This is a genomic window from Marinobacter sp. NFXS9 (assembly GCF_040148665.1).
Taxonomy (GTDB): Bacteria; Pseudomonadota; Gammaproteobacteria; order Pseudomonadales; family Oleiphilaceae; genus Marinobacter_A; species Marinobacter_A mangrovi.
The window spans coordinates 251,508-265,894 of record NZ_JAGDDW010000003.1 but is presented as its reverse complement, the minus strand read 5'-3'; the positions used below and the strand labels follow the sequence as shown (position 1 = coordinate 265,894).

Below are 14,387 nucleotides of genomic sequence, written 5' to 3'. Positions count from 1 at the left end.
GCGCCCCGGCTCAGTGGCCGGGGCAACACACCATCAGTGGTTATCAGGCCTCATCAGCCGAGATGAAGCAACATGGTTTGCGGTGACTCCAGGTAGCTCTTCCAGAGGTTGCTGAAGCGGGCCATCGTGCCGCCGTCGATGATGCGGTGATCGCCGCCCCAACTGGTGGTCATGATCGCCCGTTCCACCACCTGGCCATGGGCGTCGAATCGCGGCAGCTTCTGGGTTCGTCCAAGAGCGACAATCGCCACTTCCGGCGCGTTGATGATGGGCGCGGCGTAGGTGCCGCCCAGCGCACCAATATTGGAGATGGTGATGGTGCCGCCCTTCAGGTCCTCCTGGCTGACGCGCCCGGATCGGGCCGCTTCGGTCAGGCGTGCGACTTCATCCGCAATCTCCAGCAGGGTCAGCTGTTCGCAGCCTTTGACGTTGGGGACGATCAGGCCAACCTTGCTGTCCACGGCCATGCCGATGTTGCACTGCGGCTGGTAGTGGATTTCGGTGACGTCCTCGTTGATCTGGCTGTTGAGGATTGGATACTCCTGAATCGCCAGCGCCATGGCTTTCATGATGAACGGCATCAGCGTCAGGCGGCTGCCGCGGGCCTCGGCCTCCGGCTTGAGCTGCTGGCGCAGGGCCAGCAGGTCGGTGACGTCGATGTCTTCACTGAAATTGAAGTGGGGAATGGTCGACGCCGATTCCACCATGCGTTTGGCCATGACCGCCTGCATGCCCCGGATCGGTTCGACGCGCACCTCTCTTGGGGCGGTGCCGGCGCGACGGGCCTGCGGCTTCTCTTCCGTGGCTGCTGCAGTGGCGGCCTCGCGAGCAGAAGGCTGGGGATTTTCCAGGTGGTTCAGCACGTCGGCCTTGAGCACGCGGCCGTCCTTGCCGGTTCCCGGAATGTCCGCCAGCGTCAGCTCGTGTTCCCGGACCAGGCGCCGGACGGCCGGACTGGCCGGGATGCGCTGACGTTCGCCGGACTTTGCCTGGGCGGGGGTCTTGCTCGCCGGTGCCGGTTCAGTGGCCTGGGGACGCGACTCGGCTTGAGGCGTCTCGCCATCGTCGTCGCGGTCGCGAGGTACGAACGCGAATAGCGGGGAGTGGACCCGGGCCAGCTCGCCCGCCTGGTAATACAGCTGGGTAACGCGGCCGGCCTTGGGGGCGGTGATCTCCACCATGGCCTTGTCGGTGGTGACGTCCACCACCGGCTGGTCCTCTTCGATCTCGTCACCCTCGGCGACGCGCCACTCCACCACCTCGCACTCGACGATGCCTTCGCCGATGTCCGGCAGGATAAAGTCTTCGGTCTCGCCATCGGCCGAGGGTGCCGTCTCGCCCTGATGTTCGGGCTCGGCAGCTTCGGCGGTGTCGGTCGCCTCTGCCTTTTCCGGTGCCGGGGCGTTGTCGCCGTCCACTTCCACCAGCTCAAACAGTGGCGCGTGGACCTTGGCGATGTCGCCTTCCTGATGATATAGACGCGTCACGCGCCCCTTGTATGGGGCGGGGATTTCCACCAGCGCCTTGTCGGTCATGACTTCGGCGACCGGCTGGTCCTCTTCGATGATATCGCCTTCGCTGACCAGCCATTTGACCAGCTCGCACTCCACGATACCTTCGCCGATATCGGGCAGTATAAAATCACTCATGGTTGCTCTCCTGTGCTGGCAACGATCTAGAATTCAACGCTTTCCCGGATGGCCTCGTAGACCTTCAGGTGATTGGGCAGGTGCTCTTTTTCCAGCACCAACGGGAAGGGGGTATCCATCCCGGTAACCCGTGCGATGGGTGATTCCAGATACAGGAAGCAGCGTTCCTGGATAGTCGCGGCGATTTCGCCGGCAAAGCCGCCAGTCAGCGGCGCTTCATGAGTGACCACCAGGCGACCGGTCTTCAGGACCGATTGCGCGACGGTTTCCACATCCCAGGGCAGAATGGTGCGCAGGTCGATGACCTCGCAGGAGATGCCTTCTTTCTCGGCCTGTTCGACCGCCTGCTCGATCACCTCCATTTGCGCGCCCCAGCCCAGGACCGTGATGTCGGTGCCTTCCTTGACGATCTCGGCCTCGCTCAGCGGAAGCTCGTATTCCCCTTCCGGAACCTCGCCGACCGACGCCCGGTAAAGGCGTTTGGGTTCGAAGAAGAGGGTCGGGTTGGGATCATGGATCGACGCCAGCAGCAAGCCCTTGGCCTGGTGCGGGTTACGGGGCACGACAATCTTCAGGCCGGGGGTGTGGGCAAAGTAGGCTTCCGGCGACTGGGAGTGATACAGGCCGCCGGCGATGCCGCCGCCGTAGGGCGCCCGAATCGTCAAACCGCCCACGTTGAACAGGTTGCCGGAGCGGTAGCGGTACTTGGCCGACTCGTTCACGATCTGGTCGAAAGCCGGGAAGATGTAGTCCGCAAACTGGATTTCGGCCACCGGCGTGGCGCCCTGGGCCGCCAGGCCATTGGCGAACCCGATGATGCCCTGTTCCACCAGCGGTGTGTTGAAACAGCGGTCTTTGCCGTACTTCTGTTGCAGGTGGCTGGTGGCCCGGAAGACACCGCCGAAAACACCGACGTCCTCACCAAAACACAGCACCCGGTCATTGGCCGCCATCGCGATGTCGAGGGCATCGTTGATGGCCTGCAGCATGTTCATCTTGGCCATGTTATGCCCCTCCTTTTTTGGTCTCTGATACCGCGCCGGCGCTCTTGGGATAGGCGTCCGGGTACTTGCGGATATGCGCCTTCAGCTTCTCGAACTGACGGTTCAGGGACGGAGGGACCTCGTCATACACGTCGGTAACGAGGGATTCGAGCGGGGGTGGCGGGCGCTTCTGGGCGCGCTTCATGGTCTCCAGGACTTCCTTGCGGAGGCTTTCCTGAAGCTGCTTTTCTTCGTCCTCGCTCCACCACTTGTGCTTCATCAGCCAGCGCTGCATGCGCAGGATCGGATCTTTCTCGCGCCAGACGGCTTCCTCGTCCTTGCTGCGATAGCCGGACGGGTCGTCCGAGGAAGAGTGAGCGGCCAGACGATAAGTCATGGTCTCGACCAGTACCGGCCGGTTTTCCTCGACGGCCAGCTTGCGGGCGGCCTTGGTGGCCTCATGGACGGCCAGGATGTCGTTACCGTCGACCCGGATCACGTCCATTTTGTAGCCGTAGGCACGCGGGGCCACCCCGTCAGCGGCGAACTGCTCGGTGGCCGGGGTAGAGATGGCGTAACCGTTGTTCCGGCACAGGAAAATCACCGGCACCCGATGGACGGCGGCCATGTTCAGCGCGGCGTGGAAGTCGCCTTCGGAGGCGGCGCCTTCGCCGAAGTAGGTAATGGTGCAATGGCCGTCGCCGGCCAGCTTCTGCCCGTAGGCATAGCCGGTGGCCTGGGGAATCTGGGTGGCCAGCGGGGAGGAGATGGTCATGTAGTTGAGCTTGCTCGACCCATAGTGAACCGGCATCTGACGGCCCTTGCCGTAGTCCAGTTCATTGCCGAACAGCTGGTTCATGAACTCATCGATGCTGAAGCCCCGATAGGCCAGGGCGCCTTGCTCCCGGTACTGCGCCATGATCATGTCGGCGTCGTCCAGGGCGGCGGCACTGCCGATCACGGCCGCTTCCTCACCCGTGCATTGCATGTAAAAGCTCAGGCGGCCCTGACGCTGGGCGGCAAGCATGCGCTCGTCCAGGACACGGGTCATCACCATCGCCTTGTAGATGCGAAGGGCTTTTTCCTTATCGAGGTCCGGCTTCTTACCACCCTTGTAGAGCGTGCCGTCCTGCTTCAGGAGCTTGAAGGTGGGAATCCGGAATTCCGCACCGTCGGTAAAGACCGGAGAGTAAACAACCTTGGATTTTGTTGTTGTCATAGTCCTCTTCCTGGGGTAATGGCTTGAGGAACAAAATGCCCCTTGTGAGGGCATCGTTGTCAGTCGAGCGTTCACTGAACGATCAGTGCGTCCGGGCCATACAACACCCTCACACCCTGATCATCAGGATAGCTCTTTTACGTCCACGCATCGGGTTTGGGTAAAACCGTCTGGTCGAGCGCAGAGTTGACCTTAACGTAAACTGCGAGATTTGCACAGACTTTGATCGTGACAAAATTCAGGGTGCTTCTGAGGAGCGTCCCAGGGTTGGATTGGACTTTCTGCTCTCCGCGCTCGCGGGGATGAATCGTTGTAGGTTCAACGGTTAGCTCCTGAGTCCGGCTGTTCCCAGCGCTCGCGGGGGTGGACCGGCATCAGACTGGAAATCTGGCGGTAACTTCGCCCGCTCCCCACGCCAGCGGGTATGAACCATACGACGATGACGGCCAAGAGATCGAAGTAGATTGTTCCTCGCACTGGCGGGGTGGGCCGTGCTGACTTCCTTGTTGTTTGTTGTGAGCAAATAGTCCTTATTGCCAAGTTCGGGCTCGTCTTATATCGTTGATGCCGTTTTAGGCTGTCACCGTGCTCAGGAAGAGCGCTTTGTGATTTCAAGGAAGAGACGATGCGTGATTTCACTGGTTTGCAGTTCACGGCCCGCCTTGGGTCGTTGCCCGACGATACCTTTGTCGTTGTGGCCTTCGAGTTGAAAGAAGCCCTATCCCGACCGTTTAAACTGACCCTCAAGCTCGCCAGTGCCTTTGCCGACATCACCGCCAGCGATGTGCTGGACAAGGGCGTGGAACTGGTGGTCTGGCAGGACGGCCAGGCCCTGCGCAACGTGCAGGGGATCGTCACCGCCTTCAGCCGGGGCGACAGCGGCCACCGCCGCACCCGTTATGAAGTGGAAGTGCGACCCGCCCTGTGGCGCCTGGGGCTGATGCACAACAGCCGCATCTTCCAGCAGCAGACGCCGGATGTGATTCTCGGCACCCTGCTGGACGAACGGGGGCTGGTGGACAAGACCTTTGATCTGAAGCGGACTCCGCAAGAACGGGAATACTGCGTCCAGCACCGGGAAACAGACTTAGCCTTTCTCCACCGCATTGCCGCCGAGGAAGGCTGGCACTACCGCTTCGATCCGACCACCGCCGGTCAGCCGATCGTGATCGCCGATCATCATCGGGACGCCCCGCAACTGCCGGAAGTGGGCTACAACGCCACGTCAGGTGGTTCCCACAAGACCCCCTGCGTCTTTAAATTCAGCTACACCGAGACCGTCTCCGTCGCCGGCGTGGCGATGAAGGACTACACCTTCAAGAACCCCGCCTACGCGTTGATGCACGAGGCCAATGCGGCCGACCTCGAGAACCAGCGCAGCGACTACGAACACTACGACTACCCCGGAAGATTCAAGGCCGACGCTTCCGGCCAGCCCTACACCGAAGCCCGACTGGACAGCCTGCGCAAGGAAGCCAGCCTCGGAAGTGGCGAGAGCAACCGCCCGGACTTCAGCGCCGGGGCCAAGGTGACCCTCAATGGCCACAGCACCGACAGCCTCAACCGGGACTGGCTGATCACCACCGTCACACACACCGGCAAGCAGCCCCAGGCGCTGGAAGAGGAAGGGGGTTCCGAGCCCACCACTTACAGCAACACCTTCCAGAGTGTGCCGGGGGATACCGCCTGGCGGCCCGAGCCACCCCAACGCCCGATCATGGACGGCCCGCAGATCGCCATCGTCACCGGCCCCCAGGGCGAGGAGATCCACTGCGACGAGCACGGTCGGGTCAAGGTCCGGTTCCCCTGGGACCGCTACAGCCAGAACGACGAGCACAGCAGCGCCTGGCTCAGGGTCAGCCAGGGCTGGGCCGGGGGCAGCTATGGCTTTATGGCGTTACCCCGCATCGGGCACGAGGTCATCGTCTCCTTCCTGGATGGCGATCCGGACCAACCGATCATCACCGGCCGCACCTACCACGCGACCAACACGCCGCCCTACGCGCTGCCGGAGCACAAGACACGGACCACCCTGAAGACCCAGACCCACAAGGGCGACGGCAGCAACGAACTGCGCTTCGAAGACGAGGCGGACAAGGAACAAATCTACGTCCACGCCCAGAAGGATCTGGACCTGCTGACCGAGAACGACCGCACCGAGGTGGTCCACAACAACAGTCACCTCACCGTTGACAACGACCGCTACGCCCACATCAAGGCCAACGACCACAGCACGGTGGATGGGGAGAAGCGGGAGAAGGTCGGGAAGGACATGAGCCTGACAGTCGGCGGCACGTTCCACCAGACATCCGGCACCGCCACCCTCAGCGAGGCTGGCAGTGAAGCCCACTACAAAGCCGGCGCCAAAGTCGTCCTCGACGCCGGTGCCGAACTCACTATCGCCGCCGGCGGCAGCTTCCTGAAAGTCGACGCCAACGGCGTCACCCTGTCCGGCCCCACGCTCAAGATCAATACCGGTGGGGCGCCAGGGAGCGGTTCCGGGCCCAAAGCCGAGGCCCCCATCACGCCACAGGATCTGACCGGGGCGACTCACCAGGCCACGGCTCCCGTCTTCCAGCCCACCGGCTTTGCCGAAACGGAAGGCCAGGCCCTCGCACTCAAGCAGGCGGCGGTGAACGGCAAACCCTTCTGCAAGGTCTGCTCGGAGCGACTGAAACAGCGGAGGAAGGCATGACCTGGCCCTTCCACGACCACGCGCCGGCTTATGCGATCATCGACATTGCACTGCCGCAACTCCGGGAACAGTGGTACGCCAGGGCCGGTTCACCATCCAGCGTCCCCCTTTACCTGGATACCCCGCTGGCGCACCTCACCGACGTCTCGCCAGTACTCACGGAGATCGATGCGGATTCTCCGTTCCTGCCGTGGGTCGCGGAGCATCGCCCCGACCTGAACTGGGGCGTCCTGTTCTGCTCGACCGCCAATCTTAACGACATCGCAGCGCATTTGCGCAAGACCCTGACGGTCATCGATACCGATGACGACGAGATCCTGCTGCGCTTCTATGACCCGGATGTCTTGCCCCTCTTCTGGCAGGCCCTGTCACCGGGTGAGCAACAGCTATTCAGCGGACCCGTTACAACGTGGGCGGCGCGTCGGACCGGGTCCATCGATGACTTGTGGCAGGGCGATCCGCCGAAGGAGCCTGGGCAAACCGATTGGGCGAATCTGGAAGCGCCCTGGCTGACCTTGACCGACCGGCACCAGGCCGCACTCCAGCCGCTCTATCACCGCCACCTCCGGCAGGCGCTTCTGGTTAAACTGCAGAAAACCATGGCCTGGCGCATCATGCACCTGTCACCCGGTTTCCTGGAGAGTCGCATCGACGAGGCCCTCCACGCCCTGTACCCGTGGGATGCTATGCCGGACACGGATATCGCCCTGGCGTTCTGCCGGCTGTGCATGGAGCAGTGTTCCCACTTCCACCAGTCGCCTCGTGCGCAAACGAGCCTGCGACAGTCTCCGCTGACTGATGCCCTGGCTGCGCTGCAAGGCGATATTGCGCAACAACCGGAGCACTACACTCCATTCCATGACCCGGCCTGGATGCCGGCGTTCGATGAATCCGCACTCACGGCCAAGCGCCGGGCCAATCGCTGGAGCAATCAAGGATGAGCGGAACGCAAAGTTGTCCCCTGAGCAACGACATTACCCCCAAGCTGGCCTTTATCTGCAGCTTCGTCTGTTTTTGCAGCGTTAACCCCATGCAGTCCCGGACTGGCCGCAACATGAAGCAGATGTGCGTGGACAATGCCCTGGATGCGGTGAACGAAGCGGCGGATACGGGCATCCGGCCGCAGGTGGGGTACTACATGCCAGAAAACGAAATGATGGCTCCGCAGCCACTGATGCTGAAAGACCGTAGCGGTCAGGAGACCAACGCCCCCATCCGCAATTTCGGCCACATGATCAACCGCATCCGTCGTCTCAAGACGCCGGCCACGGCCCTGGTCAAGGACGAAGTGGAAAGTTACACCAAGGGCGAACTGCGGATCCCGGATGCCGTGGTCCTCAAGGACCCCTGCCTGCCGCCGACCCAGGACAACCTGTTGGGGGTGGTGGAGGTGAAGTTTCGGGGGGATCGATGGGGGAAAGGGCAGAAGAAAGCATATGAAAGAATTGCAGGACCCGAAGCCGGGTTGCATGAGCTGAATGAAGATACCTGCAAATGCGATGGGACCGAGCAACAACTGGAACCGGATGACAGCCTACAACCAGCCAGGGACCTGTTCGAGCAAGAAGAGGAGAACAGTTTCGGCGACACGCTGCTCCTGGGGCTGGAAGTGGCCGCCATCGGAGTTGCTATAACGGCCCTGGCGCTGGATGATGCCACCGGTGTAGGCGCGGCGGACGATGTGTTGATGGCTCCGCTGGGCGCTCGTGCCGCATTTCAAAGCGCGCGGCTGGCTCGGGGCACTTCGACTGTAGTTCGCGGCAGCCAGGAAGCTGCGAAGCTGGTGTCGGAACGCATGCACCTGCTGCGTCCCGGCCTGGAACGCATCGGCGCTGCCTTCTAGAACACAGGGACCGGCCACCAGAAGGAAATTACCGTGGATGAACTGAAAAAACTGATGACTGTGGAAGACGCCGACGGCGTCATGCTCAAGCTCTGCCTCCAGGTGGAGATCTACTTCCGCAACGCCTGGCACCCGGACACCCGCCGGGCGCTGCTGGACGTGTTCAACGAATACCGGGAGTACTTCGGCGCCGACTTCCAGTGGACCACCAACCCCAACACCGGCCGCTGGAAAAGCCTCAAGAAGACCCCGTACCCCTATCCCGACGAGTGGCTGGCCGACGTGCCCCAGGATGAAGAATGGGAATTCGTATTCCATGGTGGAAAGCGCAAGACCGATGCGTCGGATATCGACTTTGTAGCCCTCGGCGGGGGGCGGGCCAAAACCATCGAGGATCACCCTCTCTGTGAGCGCCGCTCACTCTCATACCTATACTGCCACTTTCCCATCGATTTCTTCGCCGATCGCGACGAAAAACTCCCCGGCGTTTTTCGTCGCTGGTGCGGTCATTTGAACGCCGAGCAGGCGTATGCCGGCTTCGGGCTGGCGATGTCTCATGGTTATGAAACGCGGGTGGAGCCTCTGGTTTATCAAATGGGAGAGCGTTTCCCCGGGTTGAACATCGGTTCCGACACGGCCCACTCGCGCTATTTGGTCGATAGCATCAAGACCCCCAACTGGCTTACGGCCCTCTGCCAGCCCTATGTGGACCAGCTTGGCGGCGAGGCGGCGTTGCGTCAGCTCCTGCCGGACGGCTGGGTCAGTGCCTACGACGGGGGCCTTATTGTCCAGGCGGGCGATAAACCGCTGTTGGGCGACGCCGAGCAGGGCCTGGATGTCGCCCCTTACCGGCTGGCCGCGCAGGTGCTTCGACCCATTCGATCTACTAATCACGGCGGCATTGCCTTCGGCCGAGTCGATGGCAAAAAGGTCTATCATACTCAGGAGTATCGAGCCTGGCTCGCCCGCTTCGATCAGGAGAGTTCCGATGAGTGATGTCCTCGATCTTGGCCTGATGCCGGCCCAGTGGTTCCCCGATATCGAGCTTGAGACCCTCACGGTTGATGGCGATGCCATTAACATCACCGGTGTGGGGGAGTGGGCCCTCCAGGGCGACCTGGTGCTCTTCGAAGGCCAGGGCACCCTGCGCCTCCAACTGGAAGAGCCGCCCCGGATCGAGATCCAGGATGGCGAGCAGTGGGTCGACCTGCCTGTGAAGTATCTGGAACATGTCACCGCGGTGGCCTACCTGCAATACGACCGCTCCAGCCGGGCCGTGGCCGTCCACGCCCGGGCGGGGGACAAGGCGGCCCGGGTAAAGCTGTCGGGAGTCTTGCAGTCCGTCACCTGGACACCGACCTGAACAGACGCTATCGAAGATACCTGTCATGGATGACCTCACCCCACCAATGACCGTGGAAGACGCCGACGGCGTCATTCTCAAGCTCTGCCTCCAGGTGGAGATCTACTTCCGCAATGCTTGGCTCCCGGATACCCGCCGGGCAGTGCTGGAGGCGTTCAACGAATACCGGGAGTACTTCGGCGCCGACTTCCAGTGGACCACCAACCCTAATACTGGTCGCTGGAAAAGCCTCAAGAAGACCCCATACCCCTATCCCGACGAGTGGCTGCCGGACGTGCCCGAGGACGAAGAGTGGGAGTTCGTATTCCATGGTGGAGAACGCAAGACCGATGCGTCGGATATCGACTTTGTAGCCCTCGGCGGGGGGCGGGCCAAAACCATCGAGGATCACCCTCTCTGTGAGCGCCGCTCACTCTCATACCTATACTGCCATTTTCCCATCGACTTCTTCGCTGACCGCGACGAAAAACTCCCCGGCGTTTTTCGCCGCTGGTGCAGTCGTCTGAACGCCGAGCAGGCCTATGCCGGCTTCGGGCTGGCCATCTCCCATGGCTATGAGTACCGCGTGGATCCTCTGGTGTACCAGTTGGGCGAGCGTTTTCCGGGCTTAAACCTCAGTGATCGGATTGGTCACTCAACGGACCTGGTAAAAAGCATCAAGACTCCCAACTGGCTCACCGCCCTCTGCCAGCCCTATGTGGACCAACTCGGTGGCGAGGCGGCCCTGCGTCAGGCGCTGCCGGACGGCTGGGTCAGTGCCTACGACGGCGGCCTTATCGTCCAGGCCGGCGACAAGCCGCTGCTGGGCGACGCTGAGCAGGGCCTGGATGTCGCTCCCTACAGAAAAGCCGCCCGGGTGCTCCGGCCCATTCGTGTGACCGATCACGACGGCATTGCGAACGGGCGTATGGACAACGAGCAGGTCTATAACGCCCCCGAATACCAGGCCTGGCTGGCCCGCTTCGACCAGGAGGCGCCCAATGAGTGAAACCCTCGACCTCGGCCTGATGCCGGCCCAGTGGTTCCCCGATATCGAGCTTGAGACCCTTGGCGTCGACGGCGATGCCATTAACATCACCGGTATGGGGGAGTGGGCCCTCCAGGGCGACCTGGTGCTCTTCGAAGGCCAGGGCACCCTGCGCCTGCAACTGGAGCAACCGCCCCGGATCGAGATCCAGGATGGCGAGCAGTGCGTCGACCTGCCTGTGAAGTATCTGGAACATGTCACCGCGGTGGCCTACCTGCAATACGACCGCTCCAGCCGGGCCGTGGCCGTCCACGCCCGGGCGGGGGACAAGGCGGCCAAAGTCAGGCTGTCCGGAGTTTTGCAATCCGTCACCTGGATACCCGCCTGAATAGAGGAGCCCCAAAGAAACCTGTCATGGATGACCTCAAACCACCAATAACCGTGGAAGACGCCGACGGCGTCATGCTCAAGCTCTGCCTCAAGGTAGAGATTTACTTCCGCAACGCCTGGCACCCGGACACTCGCCGGGCGTTGCTGGACGTGTTCAACGAATACCGGGAGTACTTCGGCGCCGACTTCCAGTGGACCACCAACCCCAACACCGGTCGCTGGAAAAGCCTCAAGAAGACCCCGTACCCTTATCCCGACGAGTGGCTGGCCGACGTGCCCCAGGATGAAGAATGGGAATTCGTATTCCATGGTGGAAAACGCAAGACCGATGCGTCGGATATCGACTTTGTCGCTTTGGGGTGCCGCGGATACGAGAACGAAGAGGAGGCACCTCTCTCTGTTGAGGGGGAACTCTCATATCTCTACTGCCACTTCCCCATCGATTTCTTCGCCGATCGCGACGAAAAACTCCCCGGCGTTTTTCGTCGCTGGTGCAGTCGTTTGAACGCCGAGCAGGCGTATGCCGGCTTCGGGCTGGCGATGTCTCATGGTTATGAAACGCGGGTGGAGCCTCTGGTTTATCAAATGGGAGAGCGTTTCCCCGGGTTGAATATCGGTTCCGACACGGCCCACTCGCGCTATTTGGTCGATAGCATAAAGACCCCCAACTGGCTTACGGCCCTCTGCCTGCCCTATGTGGACCAGCTTGGCGGCGAGGCGGCGTTGCGTCAGCTCCTGCCGGACGGCTGGGTCAGTGCCTACGACGGAGGCCTTATTGTCCAGGCAGGTGATAAACCGCTGTTGGGCGACGCCGAGCAGGGCCTGGATGTCGCCCCTTACCGGCTGGCCGCACAGGTGTTTCGACCCATTCGATCTACTAATCACGGCGGCATTGCCTTCGGCCGAGTCGATGGCAAAAAGGTCTATCATACTCAGGAGTATCGAGCCTGGCTCGCCCGCTTCGACCAGGAGACATCCGATGAGTGAAACCCTCGACCTTGGCCTGATGCCGGCCCAGTGGTTCCCCGATATTGAGCTCGATACCCTCACGGTTGATGGTGATGCCATCGACATCACCGGTGTGGGGGAGTGGGCCCTCCAGGGGGATCTGGTACTCTTCGAAGGGCGGGGCACCCTGCGCCTGCAACTGGAACAGCCACCCCGGATCGAGATCCTGGACGGTGAGTCGTGGATTGGCCTGCCGGCGGATTACCTGGAACACGTGACCACGGTGACCGACCTGCGATACGACCGCTCCAGCCGGGCCGTAACTGTCCACGCCCGGGCAGGAGACAAGGCGGCCAAAGTCAGGCTGTCCGGCGTGCTCCAGTCCGTCAACTGGATGCCCGTTTTGGCTCAAGGAACTCCTATCGGTTTACGCGCTTTCACCAGTCCGACCAGTCAGCGATCCTGCCGATAGGGCAGTGCCTCCAGCGCCGCATCCCGGTAGCGCTCGATATCGTCCGCTTCTTCGGCGCAGAAATCCGCAATGGCTTCGGCAAAGCCGGGGTGGGCGACCCAATGCCAGGAGTGGGTCAGCTGCGGCTCGAAGCCGCGAACCAGTTTGTGCTCGCCCTGGGCGCCGGCATCGAAACAGCGCAGGCCACGTTCGATGGCCAGTTCGATGCCCTGGTAGTAGCAGGTCTCGAAGTGCAGGTGCTGGTATTCCTCCAGGCAGCCCCAGTAACGACCATATAGGGTGTCTTCGCCGATCAGGAACAGGGCGCCGGCAATCATTTCGCCGTCTTTGACCGCCATGATCACGTGCATCTGTTCCGGCTGGTGATCGCGCAGGGCCTGGAAGAATTCCCGATTGAGATAGGGGCGCTGACCGCGTTTGAGGTAGGTGGCCTGGTAGAACACGTGGAATGCATCCAGCACGTGGTCAGGCAGCTCGGCGCCGGGGAAATGGGCGAACCGGATGCCCTGATCCGCCACCTGGCGGCGCTCCTTACGGATCGATTTGCGTTTGCGCGACGTGAGCCGGGCCAGGAAATCCTCGAAGTCGGCGTAGTCGCGATTGAACCAGTGGAACTGGCAGCCCTGGCGGTGCAGGCGATCCGGCGCATCCAGCAGGGCCTGGTCATTGGCATTGGGAAACAGCAGGTGCCAGGAATGGCAGCCCAGTTCAGCAGCGGCCTGATCCAGCAGGTGGTGCAATGCATCGGGTGTCAGGCTTTCGCGCAGTTCGGCATCGAACAACAGACGGCGACCCTGGGATGGGGTGAACGGCACCGCCATCAGAAGCTTCGGGTAGTAATCCAGGCCGTAGCGGGCATAGGCATCGGCCCAGCCCCAGTCGAAGACGTACTCGCCCATGGAATGGGATTTCCGGAAGGCCGGGATGATGCCGGCCAACCGGTCGCCCTGGAAGAACATCAGGTGGGCCGGTGCCCAACCGGTGTCGGCCGTCGTGCAGCCGCTGTGTTCCAGGGCGGCAAAGAACGCATAGCGCAGGAAGGGGTTGCCTGTGCCGCTTAAGAGGTCCCAGTCCGCCGCACTGATGTCGTCGATGGAGCGGGCGACCACCAGGCGAAGGGGCGGAACGTCACGGACAGATGTGGAGATGTCGTTCATTGGGGATCAGGGAGCTCGTGAGTTGGACGCGCTCCCTAACCATACGCCATTTCATGACCTTCGATCACTTCCGCATTGCCGTGGGCATTAGCTGCGATCATCCAGGTCATGCGGTCCATGGCGGTGCATGCCCGAGTGATCCGGCCGGCCGAAGAACGCACGTTCCTTCTGCATGTTGGCCCAGGCTTCACGCTGATCGGCCGTCAGTACGTTGTAGATGGCCCGATATTGATCAGCCCGGCCTTCCACGCGTTGGCGGGCCGCTGCGGAGGCCTGTTTGGCCGCGGCATCGACCCGGGCCTTGTAGTCCTCGCTGTTGGGGTCGCCCTGGTTCAGCATGGGGCGATCCTGCTCGCGCATCGTCTGGAACCGGGCCTGGCGCTCGTCACGGGCCTTCTTGAAGGTATCGAGGATCTGGCTGCGCTGGGATTCGGTCAGGTTCAGGCGTTCGGCCATCTCTTCAAAGCGCTGCTTCATCCGGTCTCCCTGGTATCCCGGGCCCTGGTGGTGGGAGGACATGGGTGTATCGCCGTAGTGGTCGGCGCGACGGTCTCCGGACCAGGCCAGTGGGCTGGCGGCCAGCGTTGCGGTGATGATGGCCGGGATGAGCAGACGACGGTTCAGGGTTTTCATGATGATGCTCCTTGATCTCTGGGGTGGCAGCCTCGCGCTGCCCTTGTCACTTGTCATGCTACGCGCCG

General features: G+C 62.0%; 14 protein-coding genes. 9 read left to right on the top strand and 5 right to left on the bottom strand.

Annotated features, from left to right (window positions below):
* Positions 1 to 53: 53 nt before the first annotated feature.
* Genes J3364_RS07240 through J3364_RS07230 form a run of 3 tightly spaced genes read right to left on the bottom strand, consistent with a single transcriptional unit; the run spans position 54 to position 3,851 of the window.
* Positions 54 to 1,649, bottom strand: coding sequence for a dihydrolipoyllysine-residue acetyltransferase (locus tag J3364_RS07240; protein WP_349557688.1), 1,596 nt, complete (start codon positions 1,647 to 1,649; stop codon positions 54 to 56).
* A gap of 26 nt (positions 1,650 to 1,675) precedes the next feature.
* Positions 1,676 to 2,653, bottom strand: a complete 978-nt coding sequence (locus tag J3364_RS07235; RefSeq protein WP_123632776.1) for an alpha-ketoacid dehydrogenase subunit beta — start codon at positions 2,651 to 2,653, stop codon at positions 1,676 to 1,678.
* Position 2,654: 1 nt separating this feature from the next.
* Positions 2,655 to 3,851, bottom strand: coding sequence for a thiamine pyrophosphate-dependent dehydrogenase E1 component subunit alpha (locus tag J3364_RS07230; protein WP_349557687.1), 1,197 nt, complete (start codon positions 3,849 to 3,851; stop codon positions 2,655 to 2,657).
* Positions 3,852 to 4,476: 625 nt separating this feature from the next.
* Between J3364_RS07230 and J3364_RS07225 the strand changes: the two genes are divergently transcribed.
* The 9 genes from J3364_RS07225 to J3364_RS07185 are packed head-to-tail and all read left to right on the top strand — an operon-like array spanning position 4,477 to position 12,529.
* Positions 4,477 to 6,546: a type VI secretion system Vgr family protein gene (locus J3364_RS07225; RefSeq protein WP_349557686.1), complete on the top strand. Its 2,070-nt coding sequence runs from the start codon at positions 4,477 to 4,479 to the stop codon at positions 6,544 to 6,546.
* Complete coding sequence (locus J3364_RS07220; RefSeq protein WP_349557685.1) at positions 6,543 to 7,487, top strand: DUF4123 domain-containing protein; 945 nt, start codon at positions 6,543 to 6,545, stop codon at positions 7,485 to 7,487. The genes J3364_RS07225 and J3364_RS07220 overlap by 4 nt, the downstream gene beginning before the upstream one ends.
* On the top strand, positions 7,484 to 8,389 hold the full coding sequence (locus J3364_RS07215; RefSeq protein ID WP_349557684.1) for a VRR-NUC domain-containing protein: 906 nt from the start codon (positions 7,484 to 7,486) through the stop codon (positions 8,387 to 8,389). The genes J3364_RS07220 and J3364_RS07215 overlap by 4 nt, the downstream gene beginning before the upstream one ends.
* Positions 8,390 to 8,422: 33 nt before the next feature.
* Entirely contained in the window at positions 8,423 to 9,385 is a 963-nt protein-coding gene (locus tag J3364_RS07210; protein WP_349557683.1) for a type VI immunity family protein, read from the top strand.
* Positions 9,378 to 9,752, top strand: a complete 375-nt coding sequence (locus J3364_RS07205) for a hypothetical protein (protein ID WP_349557682.1) — start codon at positions 9,378 to 9,380, stop codon at positions 9,750 to 9,752. The genes J3364_RS07210 and J3364_RS07205 overlap by 8 nt, the downstream gene beginning before the upstream one ends.
* A gap of 25 nt (positions 9,753 to 9,777) precedes the next feature.
* Entirely contained in the window at positions 9,778 to 10,740 is a 963-nt protein-coding gene (locus J3364_RS07200) for a type VI immunity family protein (RefSeq protein ID WP_349557681.1), read from the top strand.
* Positions 10,733 to 11,107 carry a hypothetical protein gene (locus tag J3364_RS07195; RefSeq protein ID WP_349557680.1) on the top strand — a complete coding sequence of 125 codons (375 nt, stop codon included), beginning with the start codon at positions 10,733 to 10,735 and terminating at the stop codon, positions 11,105 to 11,107. Before J3364_RS07200 ends, J3364_RS07195 begins: the two co-directional genes overlap by 8 nt.
* A gap of 26 nt (positions 11,108 to 11,133) precedes the next feature.
* Entirely contained in the window at positions 11,134 to 12,096 is a 963-nt protein-coding gene (locus J3364_RS07190; RefSeq protein WP_349557679.1) for a type VI immunity family protein, read from the top strand.
* The gene (locus J3364_RS07185) at positions 12,089 to 12,529 is read left to right on the top strand and encodes a hypothetical protein (RefSeq protein WP_349557678.1); all 441 of its coding nucleotides are present in this window, start codon (positions 12,089 to 12,091) and stop codon (positions 12,527 to 12,529) included. The genes J3364_RS07190 and J3364_RS07185 overlap by 8 nt, the downstream gene beginning before the upstream one ends.
* Here J3364_RS07185 and J3364_RS07180 read toward each other — a convergent pair.
* Both J3364_RS07180 and J3364_RS07175 read right to left on the bottom strand, forming a co-directional pair.
* A complete protein-coding gene (locus J3364_RS07180; protein WP_349557677.1) occupies positions 12,511 to 13,686 on the bottom strand; it encodes a GNAT family N-acetyltransferase in 1,176 nt (391 codons plus the stop codon). The genes J3364_RS07185 and J3364_RS07180 overlap by 19 nt on opposite strands.
* 87 nt (positions 13,687 to 13,773) lie before the next feature.
* A complete protein-coding gene (locus J3364_RS07175) occupies positions 13,774 to 14,319 on the bottom strand; it encodes a Spy/CpxP family protein refolding chaperone (protein ID WP_349557676.1) in 546 nt (181 codons plus the stop codon).
* Between the last annotated feature and the right edge of the window lie 68 nt (positions 14,320 to 14,387).

Excerpts from the sequence above, each read along its gene's own strand:
- J3364_RS07240 (WP_349557688.1), bottom strand. The coding sequence starts at position 1,649 with ATGAGTGATTTTATACTGCCCGATATCGGCGAAGGTATCGTGGAGTGC.
- J3364_RS07235 (WP_123632776.1), bottom strand. The coding sequence starts at position 2,653 with ATGGCCAAGATGAACATGCTGCAGGCCATCAACGATGCCCTCGACATC.
- J3364_RS07230 (WP_349557687.1), bottom strand. The coding sequence starts at position 3,851 with ATGACAACAACAAAATCCAAGGTTGTTTACTCTCCGGTCTTTACCGAC.
- J3364_RS07225 (WP_349557686.1), top strand. The coding sequence starts at position 4,477 with ATGCGTGATTTCACTGGTTTGCAGTTCACGGCCCGCCTTGGGTCGTTG.
- J3364_RS07220 (WP_349557685.1), top strand. The coding sequence starts at position 6,543 with ATGACCTGGCCCTTCCACGACCACGCGCCGGCTTATGCGATCATCGAC.
- J3364_RS07215 (WP_349557684.1), top strand. The coding sequence starts at position 7,484 with ATGAGCGGAACGCAAAGTTGTCCCCTGAGCAACGACATTACCCCCAAG.
- J3364_RS07205 (WP_349557682.1), top strand. The coding sequence starts at position 9,378 with ATGAGTGATGTCCTCGATCTTGGCCTGATGCCGGCCCAGTGGTTCCCC.
- J3364_RS07200 (WP_349557681.1), top strand. The coding sequence starts at position 9,778 with ATGGATGACCTCACCCCACCAATGACCGTGGAAGACGCCGACGGCGTC.
- J3364_RS07195 (WP_349557680.1), top strand. The coding sequence starts at position 10,733 with ATGAGTGAAACCCTCGACCTCGGCCTGATGCCGGCCCAGTGGTTCCCC.
- J3364_RS07190 (WP_349557679.1), top strand. The coding sequence starts at position 11,134 with ATGGATGACCTCAAACCACCAATAACCGTGGAAGACGCCGACGGCGTC.
- J3364_RS07185 (WP_349557678.1), top strand. The coding sequence starts at position 12,089 with ATGAGTGAAACCCTCGACCTTGGCCTGATGCCGGCCCAGTGGTTCCCC.
- J3364_RS07180 (WP_349557677.1), bottom strand. The coding sequence starts at position 13,686 with ATGAACGACATCTCCACATCTGTCCGTGACGTTCCGCCCCTTCGCCTG.
- J3364_RS07175 (WP_349557676.1), bottom strand. The coding sequence starts at position 14,319 with ATGAAAACCCTGAACCGTCGTCTGCTCATCCCGGCCATCATCACCGCA.